This is a genomic window from Pseudomonas sp. BP6, from assembly GCF_017875935.1.
In the GTDB taxonomy this organism is placed as follows: Bacteria; Pseudomonadota; Gammaproteobacteria; order Pseudomonadales; family Pseudomonadaceae; genus Aquipseudomonas; species Aquipseudomonas putida_Y.
On sequence record NZ_JAGINI010000001.1, the window covers coordinates 732,131 to 747,861 of the forward strand.

A 15,731-nucleotide genomic window follows, 5' to 3' on the forward strand; every position below is an offset into this window, starting at 1 on the left:
GCCAGGGATAAAGGTGCCGCTCGAGTCTGAGTTCGAACTCAGCAAAGGATTATAACAATGGCTCTCAGTAAAGAAGTGCCGGAGTTTGACATCGATGATGACGTCCTCCTGATGGAGACGGGTATCGTTTTGGAAACGGATGTGGTGTCAGACGAACCTGCTGTATCTTCGGTTCGGACGAGGGCCAAGTCGGGCTCTTCGCTCAAGCAACACAAGTACATCGATTACAGCCGGGCGCTCGATGCCACCCAGTTGTATCTCAACGAGATCGGTTTCTCGCCGCTGCTTTCGCCGGAAGAAGAAGTGCATTTTGCGCGCTTGTCGCAAAAGGGTGACCCTGCCGGCCGCAAGCGCATGATCGAAAGCAACCTGCGCCTGGTTGTCAAAATTGCCCGTCGTTACGTGAACCGTGGCCTGTCGTTGCTCGACCTGATCGAGGAAGGCAACCTGGGGTTGATCCGTGCGGTCGAAAAGTTCGACCCGGAGCGTGGTTTCCGATTCTCGACCTATGCGACCTGGTGGATTCGCCAGACCATCGAACGGGCGATCATGAACCAGACCCGCACCATTCGCCTGCCGATCCACGTGGTCAAGGAACTGAACGTCTACCTGCGCGCCGCGCGCGAGCTGACCCAGAAACTCGACCACGAACCTTCACCAGAAGAAATCGCCACGCTGCTGGAGAAGCCGGTCACCGAGGTCAAGCGCATGCTGGGCCTGAATGAGCGGGTGTCGTCGGTGGATGTGTCGCTTGGCCCGGACTCGGACAAGACCCTGCTTGATACGCTGACCGACGACCGTCCGACTGATCCGTGCGAATTGCTGCAGGATGACGACCTGTCGCAGAGCATCGATCAGTGGCTGGGTGAGCTGACCGACAAGCAGCGCGAGGTGGTGGTGCGTCGCTTTGGCCTGCGTGGGCATGAAAGCAGTACCCTTGAGGATGTTGGCCTGGAGATAGGCCTGACCCGGGAACGGGTGCGGCAGATTCAGGTAGAGGGGCTCAAGCGTTTGCGCGAGATCCTTGAGAAGAATGGCCTGTCCAGTGAGTCGTTGTTCCAGTAGCGAAGGTCTGTGTCACTCAAAACGCCCCGATGACCTCGGGGCGTTTTCGTCTGTAGCGGAAAAGCTCGAGAGCGGCGGGGCGCACTTCAGGGCAGAACAGATACCCAATGTGTATTCCGCTACCCCGGTAACATTGCATGTAAGCCTTTTCTTACTCGTTTTGTAAGCTATCTATGCAAGCCTCAGTAGACCATTGTCGTTTCCTGGCTCTGTTTTTTTACAACTCATTGAAAATCATGATTTATTCGCCGCTGACCATATGTGTCGTCGGAAATACCCTGTGAGGTCTCGCGCTTGCCCGCCCGGCTCAACCCGCTAGTATTCGAACTGTGCACAGGGACATGCACAGGCTTTCAGGATGAAGGCCAAGGACATCGCAAGAAGCGATTTCATCAGGATGATGTTTGGGACAAGCAGGGACTACGGAAAAAATGTGGGCGGGTCAAACCGCCCCTTTTTTTTGCACGTAGGAAAACAAAAAAGGCCCCGAAGGGCCTTTTTCGCGTCTGGGCGCTATCAGCGCTCCAGGTCGGCAATCTTGCCGGTCTTGCCATCCCATTCTTCAGCGTCCGGCAGGGCATCCTTACGCTCGGTGATATTAGGCCAGATTTCCGCCAGCTCGGCGTTCAGCTCGATGAAGTTTTCCATGCCCGAAGGCACTTCGTCTTCCGAGAAGATGGCTTGCGCTGGGCACTCCGGCTCGCACAGGGCGCAGTCGATGCACTCGTCCGGGTGGATGACCAGGAAGTTCGGGCCTTCGTAGAAGCAGTCCACCGGACAGACTTCCACGCAGTCGGTGTATTTGCATTTGATGCAGTTGTCGGTGACGACGAAGGTCATTTCTAATTCTCTCCTCAGGCGACGGCGGCGGCCCTTCCTCTCAGGGCCGCGCGGTTTACGGGCATGTGGCTGCAGGCCAGGCTAATAACCTGCAGCACCAGCAAACCGCGGCGGATTCTACCAGCTTGTAATGGGCGCCGTTATAACAGGTTCTTTAGTTGATATAGCATTTCGATAGCTTGACGCGGGGTCATGTCGTCCAGTTGCAGCTTGCCCAGCTTCTCGATGGCTGGATGTGGCAGGCTGGCGAACAGGTCGCTCTGGTGCGGTACCTGCGGCGCATCCTTGGCTTTTGCGGCCGGGGGCTGCTCGTGCGGCAGGCTGGTGGTTTCCAGGCGCCCCAGGTGTTCGCGGGCACGCTGGATGACCGCCGTGGGGACGCCGGCCAGTTGCGCCACGGCCAGGCCGTAGCTCTGGCTGGCAGGGCCGGGCAACACATGGTGCAGGAACACGATGCGTTCGTTGTGCTCGGTGGCGTTCAGGTGCACGTTGGCCACCAGCGGCTCGCTCTCCGGCAGCACGGTCAGTTCGAAGTAGTGCGTGGCGAACAGTGTGTAGGCACGCAGTTGGGCCAGGCGCTCGGCGGCGGCCCAGGCCAGCGACAGGCCGTCAAAGGTACTGGTGCCGCGGCCCACTTCGTCCATCAGCACCAGGCTGCGGTCGGTGGCGTTGTGCAGGATGTTGGCGGTTTCGCTCATCTCGACCATGAAGGTCGAGCGCCCGCCTGCCAGGTCGTCACTGGAGCCGATGCGCGTGAAGATGCGGTCGACCAGCGACAGCTCGCAACTCGCCGCAGGGACGAAGCTGCCGATGTGCGCCAGCAGCACGATCAGGGCGGTCTGGCGCATGTAGGTGGACTTACCGCCCATGTTCGGGCCGGTGATGATCAGCATGCGCGTGCTGTTGTCCAGGCCCAGGTCGTTGGCCACGAACGGTGTGGTCAGTACCTGCTCCACCACCGGGTGGCGGCCTTGCTCGATGCGCAGGCACGGTTCGTCGACAAAGCGCGGGCAGTTAAGGTCGAGGTTCAGCGCCCGCTCGGCCAGGTTGCTGAGCACATCCAGTTCGGCCAGCGCGGCTGCGCTGTCCTGCAGGGGTGCCAGGTGGCTGATCAAGGTTTCCAGCAGGGCGTCGTAGAGCATCTTTTCGCGGGCCAGGGCGCGGCTTTTGGCCGACAATGCCTTGTCCTCGAACGCCTTCAGCTCCGGGGTGATGAAGCGCTCGGCGCCTTTGAGTGTCTGGCGGCGGATGTAGTCGCCCGGGGCCTGCTCGGCCTGCTTGGTCGGCAGTTCGATGAAGTAGCCGTGTACACGGTTGTAGCCGACCTTGAGGTTGGCAAGGCCGGTACGGGCCTTTTCCCGGGCTTCCAGGTCGATCAGGAACTGGCCGGCGTTCTCGCTGATTGCCAGCAGCTCGTCCAGTTCGTTGTCATAGCCGGCCTTCAGTACACCGCCGTCGCGGATCACCGCCGGCGGGTTGTCGATGATCGCCCGCTCCAGCAGGCTGGCCAGCTCCGGATAGGTACCGGTAATCGCCGCAAGGCGCGCCAGGTGCGGCGCTTCGAGCTCGGTCATGGCGTTCTGCAACTCTGGCAACGCGCCCAGCGCATCGCGCAGGCGTGCCAGGTCGCGCGGGCGAGCATTGCGCAGGCCAATACGGGCGAGGATCCGCTCGATATCGCCAATTTCCTTCAACTGCGGCTGCAGCTTTTCGAAGCGGTAGCTGTCGAGCAGGCAGCGGATCGAGTCCTGGCGTGCTTGCAGCACCTTGAGGTCGCGCAGTGGGCGGTTCAGCCAGCGGCTCAGCAGGCGGCTGGCCATGGCGGTCTGGCAGCGGTCGATTACCGATTGCAGGGTGTTGTCGCGCCCACCGGCCAGGTTGATGTCCAGCTCCAGGTTGCGCCGGCTGGCACCATCGAGGATGACCGTATCATCCAGGCGCTCGTGGCGCAGGCTGCGCAAGTGCGGCAGGGCGGTGCGCTGGGTTTCCTTGGCGTAGGTCAGCAGGCAGCCGGCGGCACCGATGGCCAGGGTCAGCTTGTCGCAGCCGAAGCCCTTGAGGTCCTTGGTCGCGAACTGCTGGCACAGGGCCTTGCGTGCCGAGTCGCGGTCGAAGTCCCACGGTGCGCGGCGGCGGGCGCCTGGGCGTTTCTCCGCAGGCAGGTCCCGTGGCCAGTCGTCGGGGATCAACAGCTCGACCGGGTTCAGGCGCTCGAGTTCGGCCAGCAGGTTTTCCCAGCCCTTGATCTCCTGCACGCTGAAATTGCCGCTGGTGATGTCCAGTACCGCCAGGCCGAACAGGCGCTCGTCACCGAGCAGTGCGGCAATCAGGTTGTCGCGGCGCTCGTCGAGCAGTGCCTCGTCACTGACCGTGCCTGGGGTGATGATGCGCACCACCTGGCGTTCCACCGGGCCCTTGCTGGTGGCCGGGTCGCCGATCTGCTCACAGATCACCACCGACTCGCCGAGCTTGACCAGCTTGGCCAGGTAACCCTCCAGCGAATGGAACGGAATCCCGCACATGGGGATGGACTGGCCGGCCGACTGACCGCGGGCGGTCAGGGTGATATCCAGCAGTTTCGCGGCCTTTTTCGCATCTTCGTAGAAGATTTCGTAGAAGTCGCCCATGCGGTAGAACATCAGCTGGTCCGGGTGCTGGTTCTTCAGCTTCCAGTACTGCTGCATCATCGGGGTGTGTGCGGAAAGATCTGACATTCAGGGCCTTACAGGGGGGATCTGGTTGGCGATGGTAACCCGTAATGGTACAGGCTTTTTCGTTGCGATGCAGGCGCGTGCTTTGGGGCATGCGCGCAGTCTGGCGGGCAATGGTGGAGCTGCACCGCGTAACCCTCTAGAATGCGCGCCCCTCGATGAATGCCCCTAGCCGTGACCTGCACGATGAATGTGTCCAGCCCTGTCCCTTATGTATCGCAACAGCTGATCTACCTCCTTTATGGCGAGCGCCGGATCTACCAGTTGGAGGCAAAACTCAGCATCCTTACCGCCCTGGCCCGTTGCAGGTCGGCTGAGCTGCCGGTGATCCGTGTGCTTACCGACCAGCCACAGGCTTTTGCCGGCTGGCCGGTGGAAGTGATCGCACTGGACGAGCAGACCCTGCAGGCCTGGGCCGGCTACGGCGGCTACACCCACCGGCGCAAGGCCTGTGCCATTGCCCTGGCCGGTCAGTGGGCGGACAAGACCGTGTTCATCGATACCGATACGGTATTTCTGCAGTCGCCGCAAAAGCTGTTCAGCCAGGTCGATGCCGGGCAGTTCTTGGTCGACGAGGTGGAAATGAGCTGGGCCGAGGCCTCCCGCAGCAGTTATTACCGCAGTTTCACCGAAGGACTTGCGGAGTCGGGCGAAGCACCGGCCGATGACTTGCGGCTGTGTAACAGCGGTGTCATGGGCTTTACCCGCGACAACGTAGGCACCGCCGAGCGCGCCATCTGCCGGATCGACACCTGGACGCCGTATGCCCGTGACCTGCATACGATCGAGCAGATCGCCTTTTCCTTCGAACTGGATGGCGCGCAGATCAACGAGGCGCGCGGCGTGATCAGCCATTACTTTGCGATGAAGCAGTACGTGCATGCCATTCTAGAAATCTTCTTTGCCCGGCATGGCGAGCATTTTCATCCGAAGATGCCAGGTCTGGCCCTGAAGGTGCCGGCGCATCGCCCGGAGCCCTCGTGGTTGACTAGGCTCTCGGTGAAATGGAGCCTCAAGCATGTGCCCCGGGAACTGCGTGGCATCGGCCGCAAGTTGCTCTATGGCAGTGTGATGAGTGGTGATGATTACCAGCGCGCGTGCAAGGTGGTCTGGTGGCGTTCGGCAATTGAGGACATGCGCAAGCTGGGCGGCTTCGACTGTAGCCGGGAGTGGCCTGAGGGGCTGCCGCGGTTGGGGCAGCGTGACGAACTGGCGTTCAGCGAAATCGCCCGGGCCAGCCTGAAAGTTCCTGAGCCAGAGTCCGAAGCAGGGTGATAGGGTAGAGAGCCGCCCTCAAGGAGCACCCTACATGGACCCGATCACCACGCTCGCCACCCGTCTGGGTGAACACCTGCGCCGATTCAATGCGCAGGTGACGACCGCCGAATCATGCACCGGTGGTGGCATTGCCGAAGCCATCACCCGCATACCTGGCAGCTCGGCCTGGTTCGAAGCCGGTTACGTCACCTATTCCAATGCCCAGAAAACCCGCCAGCTGGGGGTACCTGAAGCGTTGTTCGGTCAGGTGGGGGCAGTCAGCCAGGAAGTGGTCGAAGCCATGGTCCGCGGAGCTCAGGCCACCAGTGGCGCACGCTTCGCCGTGGCGGTGAGTGGTGTGGCCGGGCCGGACGGCGGCTCGCCAGCCAAACCGGTGGGCACCGTGTGGCTGGCCTGGGGTGACGGCGACCGGGTGTTCAGCGAACGCCGGCAGTTCGACGGTGACCGCGAGGCGGTGCGCCGACAGACGGTGATCGCCGCGTTAGACGGCTTGTTACAGCTTGGTGCCGAGTAAATCGACGACAGGGGTTTGCGCGGGCGTCTGCCTGTGGAATAATACTGGCTACTTATACAGGTATTCCGGCCGTCAGGGCCAAGTCGAACACGTGAGGATTTCAATGGACGACAACAAGAAGCGCGCCTTGGCTGCGGCCCTGGGTCAGATCGAACGCCAATTCGGTAAAGGCGCGGTCATGCGCATGGGTGACCATGAGCGTCAAGGCATTCCTGCCATTTCCACGGGCTCGCTGGGCCTGGATATCGCCCTGGGTATCGGCGGTCTGCCAAAAGGCCGTATCGTCGAGATCTACGGCCCGGAATCGTCGGGTAAGACCACGCTGACGCTGTCTGTCATCGCTGAAGCGCAGAAGAACGGTGCCACCTGTGCCTTCGTCGACGCCGAGCATGCCCTTGACCCTGAGTACGCCGGCAAGCTGGGCGTCAACGTCGATGACCTGTTGGTTTCGCAGCCGGACACCGGTGAACAGGCCCTTGAAATCACCGACATGCTGGTGCGCTCCAACGCGGTCGACGTGATCATTGTCGACTCCGTGGCCGCGTTGGTGCCGAAGGCCGAGATCGAAGGCGAGATGGGTGACATGCATGTGGGCCTGCAGGCCCGCCTGATGTCCCAGGCGCTGCGCAAGATCACCGGTAACATCAAGAATGCCAACTGCCTGGTCATCTTCATCAACCAGATCCGTATGAAGATCGGTGTGATGTTCGGCAGCCCGGAAACCACGACCGGTGGTAACGCCCTGAAGTTCTATGCTTCGGTCCGTCTGGACATCCGCCGTACCGGCGCGGTCAAGGAAGGCGACGAGGTGGTCGGCAGCGAAACCCGCGTCAAGATCGTCAAGAACAAGGTCTCGCCTCCGTTCCGTCAGGCTGAGTTCCAGATTCTTTACGGCAAAGGTATCTACCGTAACGGCGAGATCATTGACCTGGGGGTATCTCAGGGCCTGGTCGAGAAGTCCGGTGCCTGGTACGCCTACCAGGGCAACAAGATCGGTCAAGGCAAAGCCAACGCTGCCAAGTACCTGGCTGAGAACCCGGCTATTGGTGCCGAGATCGAGAAGCAGATTCGTGACAAGTTGCTGAAAGCGGGCGCTGTTGCTGAAGCCGGCAAAGCTGCTGCTGCCGAAGCTGATGCCGATGACATGGCCGGCGCTGACGCCGGTTATTGATTGCGCAGTAGATAGCCGAATATGTCCGCCGTACTCGATACCCCCGTCGCCATCCGGCGGACAGCCATGGACCTGCTCGCACGACGTGAGCACGGTCGAGTCGAGCTGACGCGCAAGTTGCGTCAGCGCGGCGCTTCGGACGATTTGATCGAGCCTGAACTCGATCGGCTCGCCGAAGAAGGGCTGCTTAGTGAAGCCCGCTACCTTGAGAGTTTCATCCGTTATCGTTCCGGCTCTGGCTATGGCCCTGCGCGTATTCGCGAAGAGCTATGTCAGCGTGGTTTGGCGCGTGCAGACATCGACCAGGCCCTGCGTGAAAGCGAGGTGAATTGGGGCGAGCATATGCGAGACGTGTGGCAGCGCAAGTTTGCTGGGCAGCGCCCGCAAGATCCGCGCAGCCGTGCCCAGCAGACCCGGTTCCTGGCTTACCGTGGCTTCCCCATGGATATGATCGGCCGTCTGCTCAACGGGCGTGATCTCGACGATTATTGACGCTCGGTATGTGCCCGTAGCGGATAATCTGTTTTGCCAAATTCCCCAGGCTGTCTCCATTCCATTGTAAGAGCGGGTTCACCCGCGAATACGGTGGCGGCTGCGACGGTGAAAGGCCGGGGAGATTGGCTGGCAGGCCCGGCCCTTTCGCGGGTGAACCCGCTCCTACAACGGTCTATGCCAAACCATCGACCAGGTGTTGCTCCTGCAGGCATCACGCGAGCTGTTACAAAAAAGCTTCAACTCACTTTCAGCGCCTGCCTGGCCCTCTGCGTGGTATGCATCGGCTCCGGCTTGGCCCAGTTCTCCGGCAGGTTGATGAAATCCACCAACTCACGCAAGCGGCCCTGATCCCGGCCGTTGAAGGCGAATGACAGGCGGGTCAGGTGGCTGTAATTGCCAACTTCGTGCTCGGCGCTGCTATCCGCTTGCTGGTGATATTTGCCACTCAGGCGCAAATCGGCAAAACCTTCCTGAATGTCATACAGCGCCGCTTCGCTGAGCGGGTGATGCATGCGAATCACGAACTGGCTCTTCAACCAGCGGCTGGAATGGTAGTTGCTGTAGAACTGGTTGATTTCCTCAACGGCCTCGTCGGCACTGTGCACCAGGCGCACCAGTTTCAGGTCGCTGGGCAGGATGTAGCGGTTTTCTTCGAGCTGGCGGCTGATGAAGTCCAGGCAGTCGTGCCAGAAGCTTCCGCCCGGCGAATCCAGTAGCACAACCGGCACCAGTGGGCTCTTGCCGGTCTGGATCAAGGTCAGTACCTCCAGCGCTTCATCCAGGGTGCCGAAGCCGCCAGGGCACAACACCAGGCCATCGGCCTCCTTGACGAAGAACAATTTGCGGATGAAGAAAAAGTGGAACGGCAGTAGTTTGTCGGTACCGTTCACCGTCGGGTTGGCATGTTGTTCGAAGGGTAAGGTGATGTTGAAGCCCAGACTGTGCTCGCTGCCGGCCCCTTCGTGGGCAGCCGCCATGATGCCGCCGCCGGCACCGGTGATGACCATCAGGTCGGAGCGCGCCAGAGTGGCGCCCAGCTCGCGGGCCAGGGCGTACATCGGATGTTCCTGCGGGGTGCGTGCCGAGCCGAACACGGTCACTTTGCGTCGGTCCTTGTAGCGCTGCAGGGTGCGGAACGACTGGTCCAGTTCGCGCAGGGCCTGCAGGGTGATCTTGGCGCTCCAGCGGTCGCTGTCGTCATGGGCCATGCGCAGGATGGTCAGCATCATGTCGCGGTAGAGCGGCAGGTTGGGGCTGTTGGGGGCAACCAGTTGAAGTTGTGCTTCGATATTGCTCAGGTCGATATTGTTGTCGCGGAAGTGGCTGAACAGCAGTTCATTCGAATGGTAAGGCATGCGACGTCTCCTTCTGCACCAATACCTCTGACCTCAATCTAGACCCTTGCGCCCGATCGTGCCGAGGTGTTCGGCGCAGCCGCCTGTCGGCCTGCGGCCATCGGCAGCACGGGTTTGGTTAACTGGTAGAGCGAAATGTGTCGATGCAGGAGGTGGCGGTATGCGTCGCTTGGTCATCGAAGTGGACCGGCAGCTCTACCAGCAGCTGGAGAGCGCCGCCCAGGTGCATCACCTGAGCCTTGAAGCCGAGTGCCGCCGCAGGCTGTCGGGGCTGGAGTGCCGGTCGCGATACTTGCAGGCGCTGTTGGCGGAGATGCGCGCCGATGCCGCTGAAGGTCGCTGGCGCGCTCATGAGGACGAGAAAGCGTAGCCTTGACGCTATGCTTATTTCTTCTTGTTGCCGGCCAGGCAGCTGGCGTTGTCGAAGGCTTGGTCCATGACTGGCTGGTTGGTTTTGTAGACCGTGAAGCGGTAGACCATGACCGCGCCCTTGGACATCAGGTTGCGGAAGCCGTTGTTGCGGCACACGCTGTCGCCGAGCTGGCTACGCACTTGCTCAGGGTTGGCCTGCATGCGCTCTGCGTGGCTCTGGCGTACGCTCAGATGGTTGACCAGCGCCTTGCCTTCAACGGTGTACCCCTGATCGAGGATGTCCTCGTTAATTGCGCGCGGGGTGCCGACGCTGCTCTCTTTGGCGACCTTCTGCAGCAGGGTGTTCAGGTCGTAATCCTGCTTGGATGCCGCCTGGGCTGCCAGAGGCAGGGCGAGCAGCAGGCTCAGGGCGGGGGCAATAAGGCGCAGCATGAATCTCTCCTGGTTCGATGACTGGCGCTTTGACATGCGCGGGCCGACGGCGTTCCGTGAAATTGCGCGCGGCGAGGTCCGGCACGGTAAAAAACCGATTATAAGGAGCGCTTTGCCGGCTGCACAGCAATTGCCACCTGTTCTGGTAGACTGGCAGCCTTGTTTTCTCCGAGTCATCCTTGTGCCCATTTCCAATCTGTCCAGAGGCCTGCCGGCATGAGCCATGCGGTAGCGCGTCTGCGCGCCGAACGCCTGGCCCGCAGCAACAAGCCTTTCATCGCCCGTGGCTCGCGTGCCGAGCGTTGCCCGGATTGCCGGGTCATTGCTACCCATTGCCTGTGTGCCTGGAAGCCTAGGGTGCAGGCTGACGCGGGTGTGTGCCTGCTGATGCACGACACCGAGCCGCTGAAACCCACCAACACCGGCTGGTTGATTGCCGACCTGATTGAAGACACCTGGGCCTTCGGCTGGTTGCGCACCGCGGTTGACGAGCGCCTGCTGGCCTTGCTCGATGACCCGAGCTGGCAGCCCTATATCGTTTTTCCGGGCGAGTTCGTTGCCCAGGAGCGGGTGGTCAGCGAGGTGGTGCGCGAGCCGGGCAAGCGTCCACTGTTCATCCTGCTGGATGCCACCTGGACCGAAGCGCGCAAGATGTTCCGCAAAAGCCCGTACCTGGACCGCTTCCCGGTGTTGAGCCTGCAAGCCGAGCAGATGTCGCGCTACCGCCTGCGGCGCTCCAAGCGCGATGATCATTTCTGTACGGCAGAAGTTGCGGCCATGTGCCTGGACCTTGCTGGCGACAGCCAGGCCTCGCAGGCGCTGGACGCCTATCTGGATGTGTTCAGCCTGCATTACCTGAGCGGCAAGCGGCGGCTGCCACTTGACGAGCAGGACGACACCCACCAGCGTTTGCATACCTTCCTATAGTCCAAGGGGCACAACCCCTGCTTTGGTTCATAATGACTGAGCTGGCAGCCAGGGTGGGCGAGACGGCAGGGCGATTGGCTTGATCACCCTTGAACGTGCTCGGCATCCTTGGCGCCGTTTCCCGCCGGGCGCTTCCCTTCCTCTCGAGTGCCTGGCACAGAACAGGATCCTTAGATCGATGGCCACATACGAAATCCTGATTGCCGATGACCACCCACTGTTCCGTGGCGCCCTGCGCCAGGCCGTTACCCTCGGGCTTGGCTCCGATGTGCGTCTGGTCGAAGTTGCGAGCATTGCCGAACTGGAAACCCGCCTGAGCGAAAAAGCCGACTGGGACCTGGTGCTGCTGGACTTGAACATGCCGGGTGCCTACGGTTTTTCCGGTCTGGTGCTGCTACGCGGGCAGTACCCGCAGATCCCCGTGGTGATGGTTTCGGCACAGGAAGAGGCCGCTGTAGTGGTCAAGTCCCGCGAGTTCGGCGCCAGTGGTTTCATTCCCAAGTCCAGCACCCTGGAAGTGATCCAGGATGCGGTGCGCAAGGTGCTTGACGGTGAGGTCTGGTGGCCGCCGCAGGCGTTCGAAAAGGTCGATGTTTCGGCCGAGGCCAAGGCCGCCAGCGAAGGCTTGGCCAGCCTCACGCCGCAGCAGTTCCGCGTACTGACCATGGTTTGTGAAGGCTTGCTGAACAAGCAGATCGCCTATGAGCTGAGCGTGTCGGAAGCGACCATCAAGGCCCACGTTACCGCGATCTTCCGCAAGCTGGGTGTGCGTACCCGGACCCAAGCTGCGTTGCTGCTGCAACAACTGGAATCGGTTGCCAGCAACTGAGTGCGCGTGGCTTCACGCTTTTTTGACCCGAGCCGGTCTAGTCTGCTGGCCTTTCTGCTGTGAAGTGACTTACATGACCTCGCCATTCAAGGGCCAGACCGGCCTCAAACGCATCTTGAACGCCGCTGGCTACTCGCTGGACGGCCTGCGAGCCGCCTTCAAGGGCGAGGCCGCATTCCGCCAGTTGGTGCTGCTCAATGTGCTGCTGATCCCGATCGCCTTGTGGTTGCCGGTCAGCCGCGCCGAAAGGGCAATCATGATTGTGGTTTGCCTGCTGGGGCTGATCGTCGAGCTGTTCAACTCGGCGGTGGAGGCGGCCATCGATCGCATTTCGCTGGAGCGCCACCCTCTGTCGAAAAACGCCAAGGACATGGGCAGCGCCGCACAGCTGGTGGCACTGACCATGGTGGCGTTGGTGTGGGGGGTGATCCTGCTTTAAGCGATCGGCGGCAGCACGATTTCGTCGCTGCGGGTAAAGCCCGCAGTGAAGTTGCGGCATAGCTCGAGAAACTCACGCATGGCCGAGGTCTGGTACTTTTGTTTGTGCCAGATGAAGTAGAACTGGCGCAGCAGGTCCAGTTCCGGGGTTTCCACAGGTACCAGGCTGCCACGGCGGAAGGCGTCACGCAGGGCCAGACGTGAAATGCAACCGATGCCCAGGCCCGACTCCACCGCCCGCTTGATCGCTTCGGTGTGCTCCAGCTCCAGGCGAATATTCAGGTTGGCGCGGTGATGGCGCATGGCCTGGTCGAAGGTCAGGCGCGTGCCTGAGCCTTGTTCGCGCAGGATCCATGCCTCTTGCGAAAGGCTTTCGATATCGGCGCGGCCCAGTTTCGCCAGTGGGTGCTGTGGCGCACAGAACACCACCAGTTCGTCCTCGACCCACGGCTGAACTTCCAGGTCGGGGTGATTGCAGTCGCCTTCGATTAGACCCAGATCAATTTCGTAGTGCGCGACCTGTTGCACGATATGCGCAGTATTTTGAACATGCAGTTTTACCTGGCTTTCCGGGTGTGTCTGCATGTAGTTGCCGATCAGCAGGGTGGCCAGGTAGTTGCCGATGGTCAGTGTGGCGCCGACCGCCAGCGAGCCGAAACCGGATTTGCCGTTGAGCAAGTCTTCGATTTCCTTGGCCTGGTCAAGCAGGGCTACTGCTTGTGGCAGCAGTTGATGGCCCAAGGCATTGAGGGCCAGGCGTTTGCCGGCACGGTCGAACAGCTGGCAGCTCGATTGGCGCTCCAGCTCGGTGATAGAGGTGCTGGCAGCCGACTGCGACAGCGCCAACAGGCTGGCGGCCCGAGAGACGCTTTGGTGCTGGGCGACAGCAACGAAGACTTGCATTTGACGGAGTGTGAATCGCATATCGATATAACCGATAACACATATCTTGATAATCCAGTTAACAGATATTGTCGCTGCCCCTAAACTATTGCGCAACTGTGCGCTTTGCGCGCGCGTTTTTCTTCAGGAGCCCCATCGATGAGCAACATGAACCACGAACGTGTCCTCAGTGTGCACCACTGGAACGACACCCTGTTCAGCTTCAAGTGCACCCGCGACCCGGGCCTGCGCTTCGAGAACGGTCAGTTCGTGATGATCGGCCTGCAGCAGGACAACGGCCGTCCGCTCATGCGTGCCTACTCCATCGCTTCGCCGAACTGGGAAGAGCACCTTGAATTCTTCAGCATCAAGGTACCGGACGGCCCGCTGACCTCGCAGCTGCAACACCTGAAGGAAGGCGATGAGATCATCATCAGCAAGAAGCCTACCGGTACCCTGGTACTCGACGACCTGAACCCTGGCAAGCACCTGTACCTGCTGAGCACCGGTACTGGCTTGGCGCCGTTCATGAGCGTCATCCAGGATCCGGAAACCTACGAGCGCTTTGAAAAAGTGATCCTGGTCCATGGCGTGCGCTACGTGAACGAAGTCGCCTACCGCGAGTTCATCACCGAGCACCTGCCGCAGAACGAGTTCTTCGGTGAGTCGGTTCGCGACAAGCTGATCTACTACCCGACCGTGACCCGTGAGCCGTTCGAAAATCAGGGCCGTCTGACCGACCTGATGCGCAGCGGCAAGCTGTTCAGTGACATCGGCCTGCCGCCGATCAACCCGCAAGACGACCGCGCGATGATCTGTGGCAGCCCGAGCATGCTCGACGAGACCAGTGAAGTGCTGGACAGCTTCGGCCTGAAGATCTCCCCGCGCATGCGCGAACCGGGTGACTACCTGATCGAGCGAGCTTTCGTCGAGAAGTAAGGCGCAGATTGGTTCAGGAAGGCGACTCTCGGGTCGCCTTTCTTATGCCTGGGATTTGTGCATTGCCTGTTCCGGCCCTTTCGCGGGTAAACCCGCTCCTACAGGTGCAGCGCACGTCTCGGGAATTGTACGAACGCTGTAGGAGCGGGCTTGCCCGCGAAGGGGCCGGTGCTGGCAAACCCGGTCTATTCGACCCGCGTCTCGCCGCTGTACACCAGGACTTCCCGGCACCGCTTGCACAGGTATCGTCGCCCCTGGTGCACCAGCCTGTGCCGCTGCGCGGTAAACGGGAAGTCGCTTTTCGGGCACGGGCAGCGGTAGATGTAGCGGGTCACTGCACGCCGTTGCACGTCATAGTTGTGGCAACGATTGGGCGGCAGCTCATACACCCCGCGCATGATCAATTGCCACTCTTCACCGTGGGCCTGGATACGGTCGCCAAACAGTTGGTGGGCAACCAGGTGCGCCACTTCATGGGCCACGGTCTGGCGCAGGAAGTCTTCCTGGTTTTCGCGGTAGAGCTGCAGGTTGAAGCGCAGCAGATTTTCGTGCAGGTGGGCGACGCCGGCTTTTTGCCCGCGCAGTTTGAAGCTGACCTCCGGGCGCGGGAAGCGGCGTTTGAAAAAGGCTTCGGCTTGCTGGTAACAGGTTTCGACGCGTTGTTTGAGCTGCTCGGGCATGGCGGGGCGGTTCTCCTGACCAGGCATTATGCCGCAAGCGCAGGTGGCTTGCCGAGTCACCGGTCAGCGCACAGCCAGAAGCCGCCTTGCGGCGGCCCCTGGTTGATGCCCCAGTGTTGGTTCAGTCTGTTCTAGTTGGTGTAGACGGGCCCCACGCCCAGTCCCCAGATAATGACGGTAGCCGCCATGATTGCCACCAGTACCACCAAGCCTACTGCCAGCACCGAGCTGGAGAACAGGAAGCCTTCATCCGATGGTATGTTCATGAACGTCGGCAAGCCGACATACAGCAGGTATACCGTGTAGCAGATGGCGGCTGTGCCGATCAGCATGCCCAGCCACAGGTGCGGGTAAAGCGCCGCCAGGCCGCCGATGAACAAGGGGGTGGCGGTGTAGGTGGCAAAAGCGATGCATTGCGCCATGGACGGGTTGGCATCGTAGGTGCGGGCCATCCAGTGGATGAACGCGCCCATTACCGCCACCCCGGCGAGCATGGCCAGGTATGACATGATGCTCATCCAGACAGCGCTTTCCATGGTCAGCATCACTGCCGGTCGGTCACCGATCACCCAGCCCACCTGGGTAGTGCCGATAAACGCCGAAACGGCCGGAATCGCCGCGAGGATCAGGGTGTGCGTCAGGTACATGTGGCTGATGGTTTCTTCTTCGCCACGAATCTCCCGCCATTCCTGATCGGGATGGGTAAACAGCCCCACAACGTGATGAATCATGCCGATCACTCCTCTCAATGTTGCCAAACGCCCCCCAATATGGAGCGCAAGCGGCCCGAGGCCCTAACACCG

General features: G+C 61.0%; 18 protein-coding genes. 11 read left to right on the forward strand and 7 right to left on the reverse strand.

Features of this window, described 5'->3' with window-relative positions:
• Positions 1 to 57 precede the first annotated feature (57 nt).
• Positions 58 to 1,065, forward strand: a complete 1,008-nt coding sequence (gene rpoS / locus J3A98_RS03300; RefSeq protein WP_021785876.1) for an RNA polymerase sigma factor RpoS — start codon at positions 58 to 60, stop codon at positions 1,063 to 1,065.
• Between the two features lie 516 nt (positions 1,066 to 1,581).
• Here the strand turns inward: rpoS and fdxA are convergent.
• Positions 1,582 to 1,905 (reverse strand): ferredoxin FdxA, encoded by a 324-nt coding sequence (gene fdxA, locus J3A98_RS03305; protein ID WP_027595821.1) that lies wholly within the window; start codon positions 1,903 to 1,905, stop codon positions 1,582 to 1,584.
• Positions 1,906 to 2,045: 140 nt separating this feature from the next.
• Entirely contained in the window at positions 2,046 to 4,619 is a 2,574-nt protein-coding gene (mutS, locus tag J3A98_RS03310; RefSeq protein ID WP_176682773.1) for a DNA mismatch repair protein MutS, read from the reverse strand.
• 183 nt (positions 4,620 to 4,802) lie between these two features.
• Between mutS and J3A98_RS03315 the strand changes: the two genes are divergently transcribed.
• The 4 genes from J3A98_RS03315 (at position 4,803) to recX (ending at position 8,071) form a co-directional block, all read left to right on the forward strand.
• Positions 4,803 to 5,891, forward strand: a complete 1,089-nt coding sequence (locus J3A98_RS03315) for a hypothetical protein (protein ID WP_209964002.1) — start codon at positions 4,803 to 4,805, stop codon at positions 5,889 to 5,891.
• Between the two features lie 34 nt (positions 5,892 to 5,925).
• Positions 5,926 to 6,408, forward strand: coding sequence for a CinA family protein (locus J3A98_RS03320; protein WP_209964005.1), 483 nt, complete (start codon positions 5,926 to 5,928; stop codon positions 6,406 to 6,408).
• Between the two features lie 103 nt (positions 6,409 to 6,511).
• Positions 6,512 to 7,579: a recombinase RecA gene (gene recA, locus J3A98_RS03325; RefSeq protein ID WP_176682775.1), complete on the forward strand. Its 1,068-nt coding sequence runs from the start codon at positions 6,512 to 6,514 to the stop codon at positions 7,577 to 7,579.
• 21 nt (positions 7,580 to 7,600) lie between these two features.
• The gene (gene recX, locus J3A98_RS03330; RefSeq protein ID WP_209964009.1) at positions 7,601 to 8,071 is read left to right on the forward strand and encodes a recombination regulator RecX; all 471 of its coding nucleotides are present in this window, start codon (positions 7,601 to 7,603) and stop codon (positions 8,069 to 8,071) included.
• 239 nt (positions 8,072 to 8,310) lie between these two features.
• Here the strand turns inward: recX and J3A98_RS03335 are convergent, their stop codons facing one another.
• The gene (locus J3A98_RS03335; RefSeq protein WP_176682777.1) at positions 8,311 to 9,429 is read right to left on the reverse strand and encodes an LOG family protein; all 1,119 of its coding nucleotides are present in this window, start codon (positions 9,427 to 9,429) and stop codon (positions 8,311 to 8,313) included.
• A 160-nt stretch (positions 9,430 to 9,589) separates the two neighbouring features.
• Between J3A98_RS03335 and J3A98_RS03340 the strand changes: the two genes are divergently transcribed.
• The gene (locus J3A98_RS03340; protein ID WP_209964013.1) at positions 9,590 to 9,799 is read left to right on the forward strand and encodes a hypothetical protein; all 210 of its coding nucleotides are present in this window, start codon (positions 9,590 to 9,592) and stop codon (positions 9,797 to 9,799) included.
• Positions 9,800 to 9,813: 14 nt separating this feature from the next.
• Here the strand turns inward: J3A98_RS03340 and J3A98_RS03345 are convergent, their stop codons facing one another.
• On the reverse strand, positions 9,814 to 10,233 hold the full coding sequence (locus J3A98_RS03345; protein WP_021785869.1) for a quorum-sensing-regulated virulence factor family protein: 420 nt from the start codon (positions 10,231 to 10,233) through the stop codon (positions 9,814 to 9,816).
• Between J3A98_RS03345 and J3A98_RS03350 the strand changes: the two genes are divergently transcribed.
• The 4 genes from J3A98_RS03350 (at position 10,232) to J3A98_RS03365 (ending at position 12,428) form a co-directional block, all read left to right on the forward strand.
• The gene (locus J3A98_RS03350) at positions 10,232 to 10,453 is read left to right on the forward strand and encodes a hypothetical protein (RefSeq protein ID WP_176682499.1); all 222 of its coding nucleotides are present in this window, start codon (positions 10,232 to 10,234) and stop codon (positions 10,451 to 10,453) included. The genes J3A98_RS03345 and J3A98_RS03350 overlap by 2 nt on opposite strands.
• Complete coding sequence (locus tag J3A98_RS03355) at positions 10,450 to 11,160, forward strand: tRNA-uridine aminocarboxypropyltransferase (protein ID WP_176682779.1); 711 nt, start codon at positions 10,450 to 10,452, stop codon at positions 11,158 to 11,160. The genes J3A98_RS03350 and J3A98_RS03355 overlap by 4 nt, the downstream gene beginning before the upstream one ends.
• Before the next feature lie 178 nt (positions 11,161 to 11,338).
• A complete protein-coding gene (erdR, locus tag J3A98_RS03360) occupies positions 11,339 to 11,989 on the forward strand; it encodes a response regulator transcription factor ErdR (protein ID WP_010952699.1) in 651 nt (216 codons plus the stop codon).
• Positions 11,990 to 12,062: 73 nt separating this feature from the next.
• Entirely contained in the window at positions 12,063 to 12,428 is a 366-nt protein-coding gene (locus tag J3A98_RS03365) for a diacylglycerol kinase (RefSeq protein WP_176682780.1), read from the forward strand.
• Here J3A98_RS03365 and finR read toward each other — a convergent pair.
• A complete protein-coding gene (gene finR / locus J3A98_RS03370; RefSeq protein WP_003252379.1) occupies positions 12,425 to 13,351 on the reverse strand; it encodes a LysR family transcriptional regulator FinR in 927 nt (308 codons plus the stop codon). The two genes, J3A98_RS03365 and finR, sit on opposite strands and share 4 nt — an antisense overlap.
• Before the next feature lie 117 nt (positions 13,352 to 13,468).
• On the opposite strand from finR, the gene fpr reads away from it, so the two are divergent.
• Positions 13,469 to 14,248 carry a ferredoxin-NADP reductase gene (fpr, locus tag J3A98_RS03375; protein ID WP_003252381.1) on the forward strand — a complete coding sequence of 260 codons (780 nt, stop codon included), beginning with the start codon at positions 13,469 to 13,471 and terminating at the stop codon, positions 14,246 to 14,248.
• Between the two features lie 185 nt (positions 14,249 to 14,433).
• On the opposite strand, the gene J3A98_RS03380 is transcribed toward fpr, so the two are convergent.
• Both J3A98_RS03380 and J3A98_RS03385 read right to left on the reverse strand, forming a co-directional pair.
• Complete coding sequence (locus J3A98_RS03380; RefSeq protein ID WP_209964017.1) at positions 14,434 to 14,928, reverse strand: SprT family zinc-dependent metalloprotease; 495 nt, start codon at positions 14,926 to 14,928, stop codon at positions 14,434 to 14,436.
• A 131-nt stretch (positions 14,929 to 15,059) separates the two neighbouring features.
• Positions 15,060 to 15,659, reverse strand: coding sequence for a Yip1 family protein (locus J3A98_RS03385; RefSeq protein ID WP_103443838.1), 600 nt, complete (start codon positions 15,657 to 15,659; stop codon positions 15,060 to 15,062).
• Between the last annotated feature and the right edge of the window lie 72 nt (positions 15,660 to 15,731).

Excerpts from the sequence above, each read along its gene's own strand:
- rpoS (WP_021785876.1), top strand. The coding sequence starts at position 58 with ATGGCTCTCAGTAAAGAAGTGCCGGAGTTTGACATCGATGATGACGTC.
- fdxA (WP_027595821.1), bottom strand. The coding sequence starts at position 1,905 with ATGACCTTCGTCGTCACCGACAACTGCATCAAATGCAAATACACCGAC.
- mutS (WP_176682773.1), bottom strand. The coding sequence starts at position 4,619 with ATGTCAGATCTTTCCGCACACACCCCGATGATGCAGCAGTACTGGAAG.
- J3A98_RS03315 (WP_209964002.1), top strand. The coding sequence starts at position 4,803 with ATGAATGTGTCCAGCCCTGTCCCTTATGTATCGCAACAGCTGATCTAC.
- J3A98_RS03320 (WP_209964005.1), top strand. The coding sequence starts at position 5,926 with ATGGACCCGATCACCACGCTCGCCACCCGTCTGGGTGAACACCTGCGC.
- recA (WP_176682775.1), top strand. The coding sequence starts at position 6,512 with ATGGACGACAACAAGAAGCGCGCCTTGGCTGCGGCCCTGGGTCAGATC.
- recX (WP_209964009.1), top strand. The coding sequence starts at position 7,601 with ATGTCCGCCGTACTCGATACCCCCGTCGCCATCCGGCGGACAGCCATG.
- J3A98_RS03335 (WP_176682777.1), bottom strand. The coding sequence starts at position 9,429 with ATGCCTTACCATTCGAATGAACTGCTGTTCAGCCACTTCCGCGACAAC.
- J3A98_RS03340 (WP_209964013.1), top strand. The coding sequence starts at position 9,590 with ATGCGTCGCTTGGTCATCGAAGTGGACCGGCAGCTCTACCAGCAGCTG.
- J3A98_RS03350 (WP_176682499.1), top strand. The coding sequence starts at position 10,232 with ATGAATCTCTCCTGGTTCGATGACTGGCGCTTTGACATGCGCGGGCCG.
- J3A98_RS03345 (WP_021785869.1), bottom strand. The coding sequence starts at position 10,233 with ATGCTGCGCCTTATTGCCCCCGCCCTGAGCCTGCTGCTCGCCCTGCCT.
- J3A98_RS03355 (WP_176682779.1), top strand. The coding sequence starts at position 10,450 with ATGAGCCATGCGGTAGCGCGTCTGCGCGCCGAACGCCTGGCCCGCAGC.
- erdR (WP_010952699.1), top strand. The coding sequence starts at position 11,339 with ATGGCCACATACGAAATCCTGATTGCCGATGACCACCCACTGTTCCGT.
- J3A98_RS03365 (WP_176682780.1), top strand. The coding sequence starts at position 12,063 with ATGACCTCGCCATTCAAGGGCCAGACCGGCCTCAAACGCATCTTGAAC.
- finR (WP_003252379.1), bottom strand. The coding sequence starts at position 13,351 with ATGCGATTCACACTCCGTCAAATGCAAGTCTTCGTTGCTGTCGCCCAG.
- fpr (WP_003252381.1), top strand. The coding sequence starts at position 13,469 with ATGAGCAACATGAACCACGAACGTGTCCTCAGTGTGCACCACTGGAAC.
- J3A98_RS03380 (WP_209964017.1), bottom strand. The coding sequence starts at position 14,928 with ATGCCCGAGCAGCTCAAACAACGCGTCGAAACCTGTTACCAGCAAGCC.
- J3A98_RS03385 (WP_103443838.1), bottom strand. The coding sequence starts at position 15,659 with ATGATTCATCACGTTGTGGGGCTGTTTACCCATCCCGATCAGGAATGG.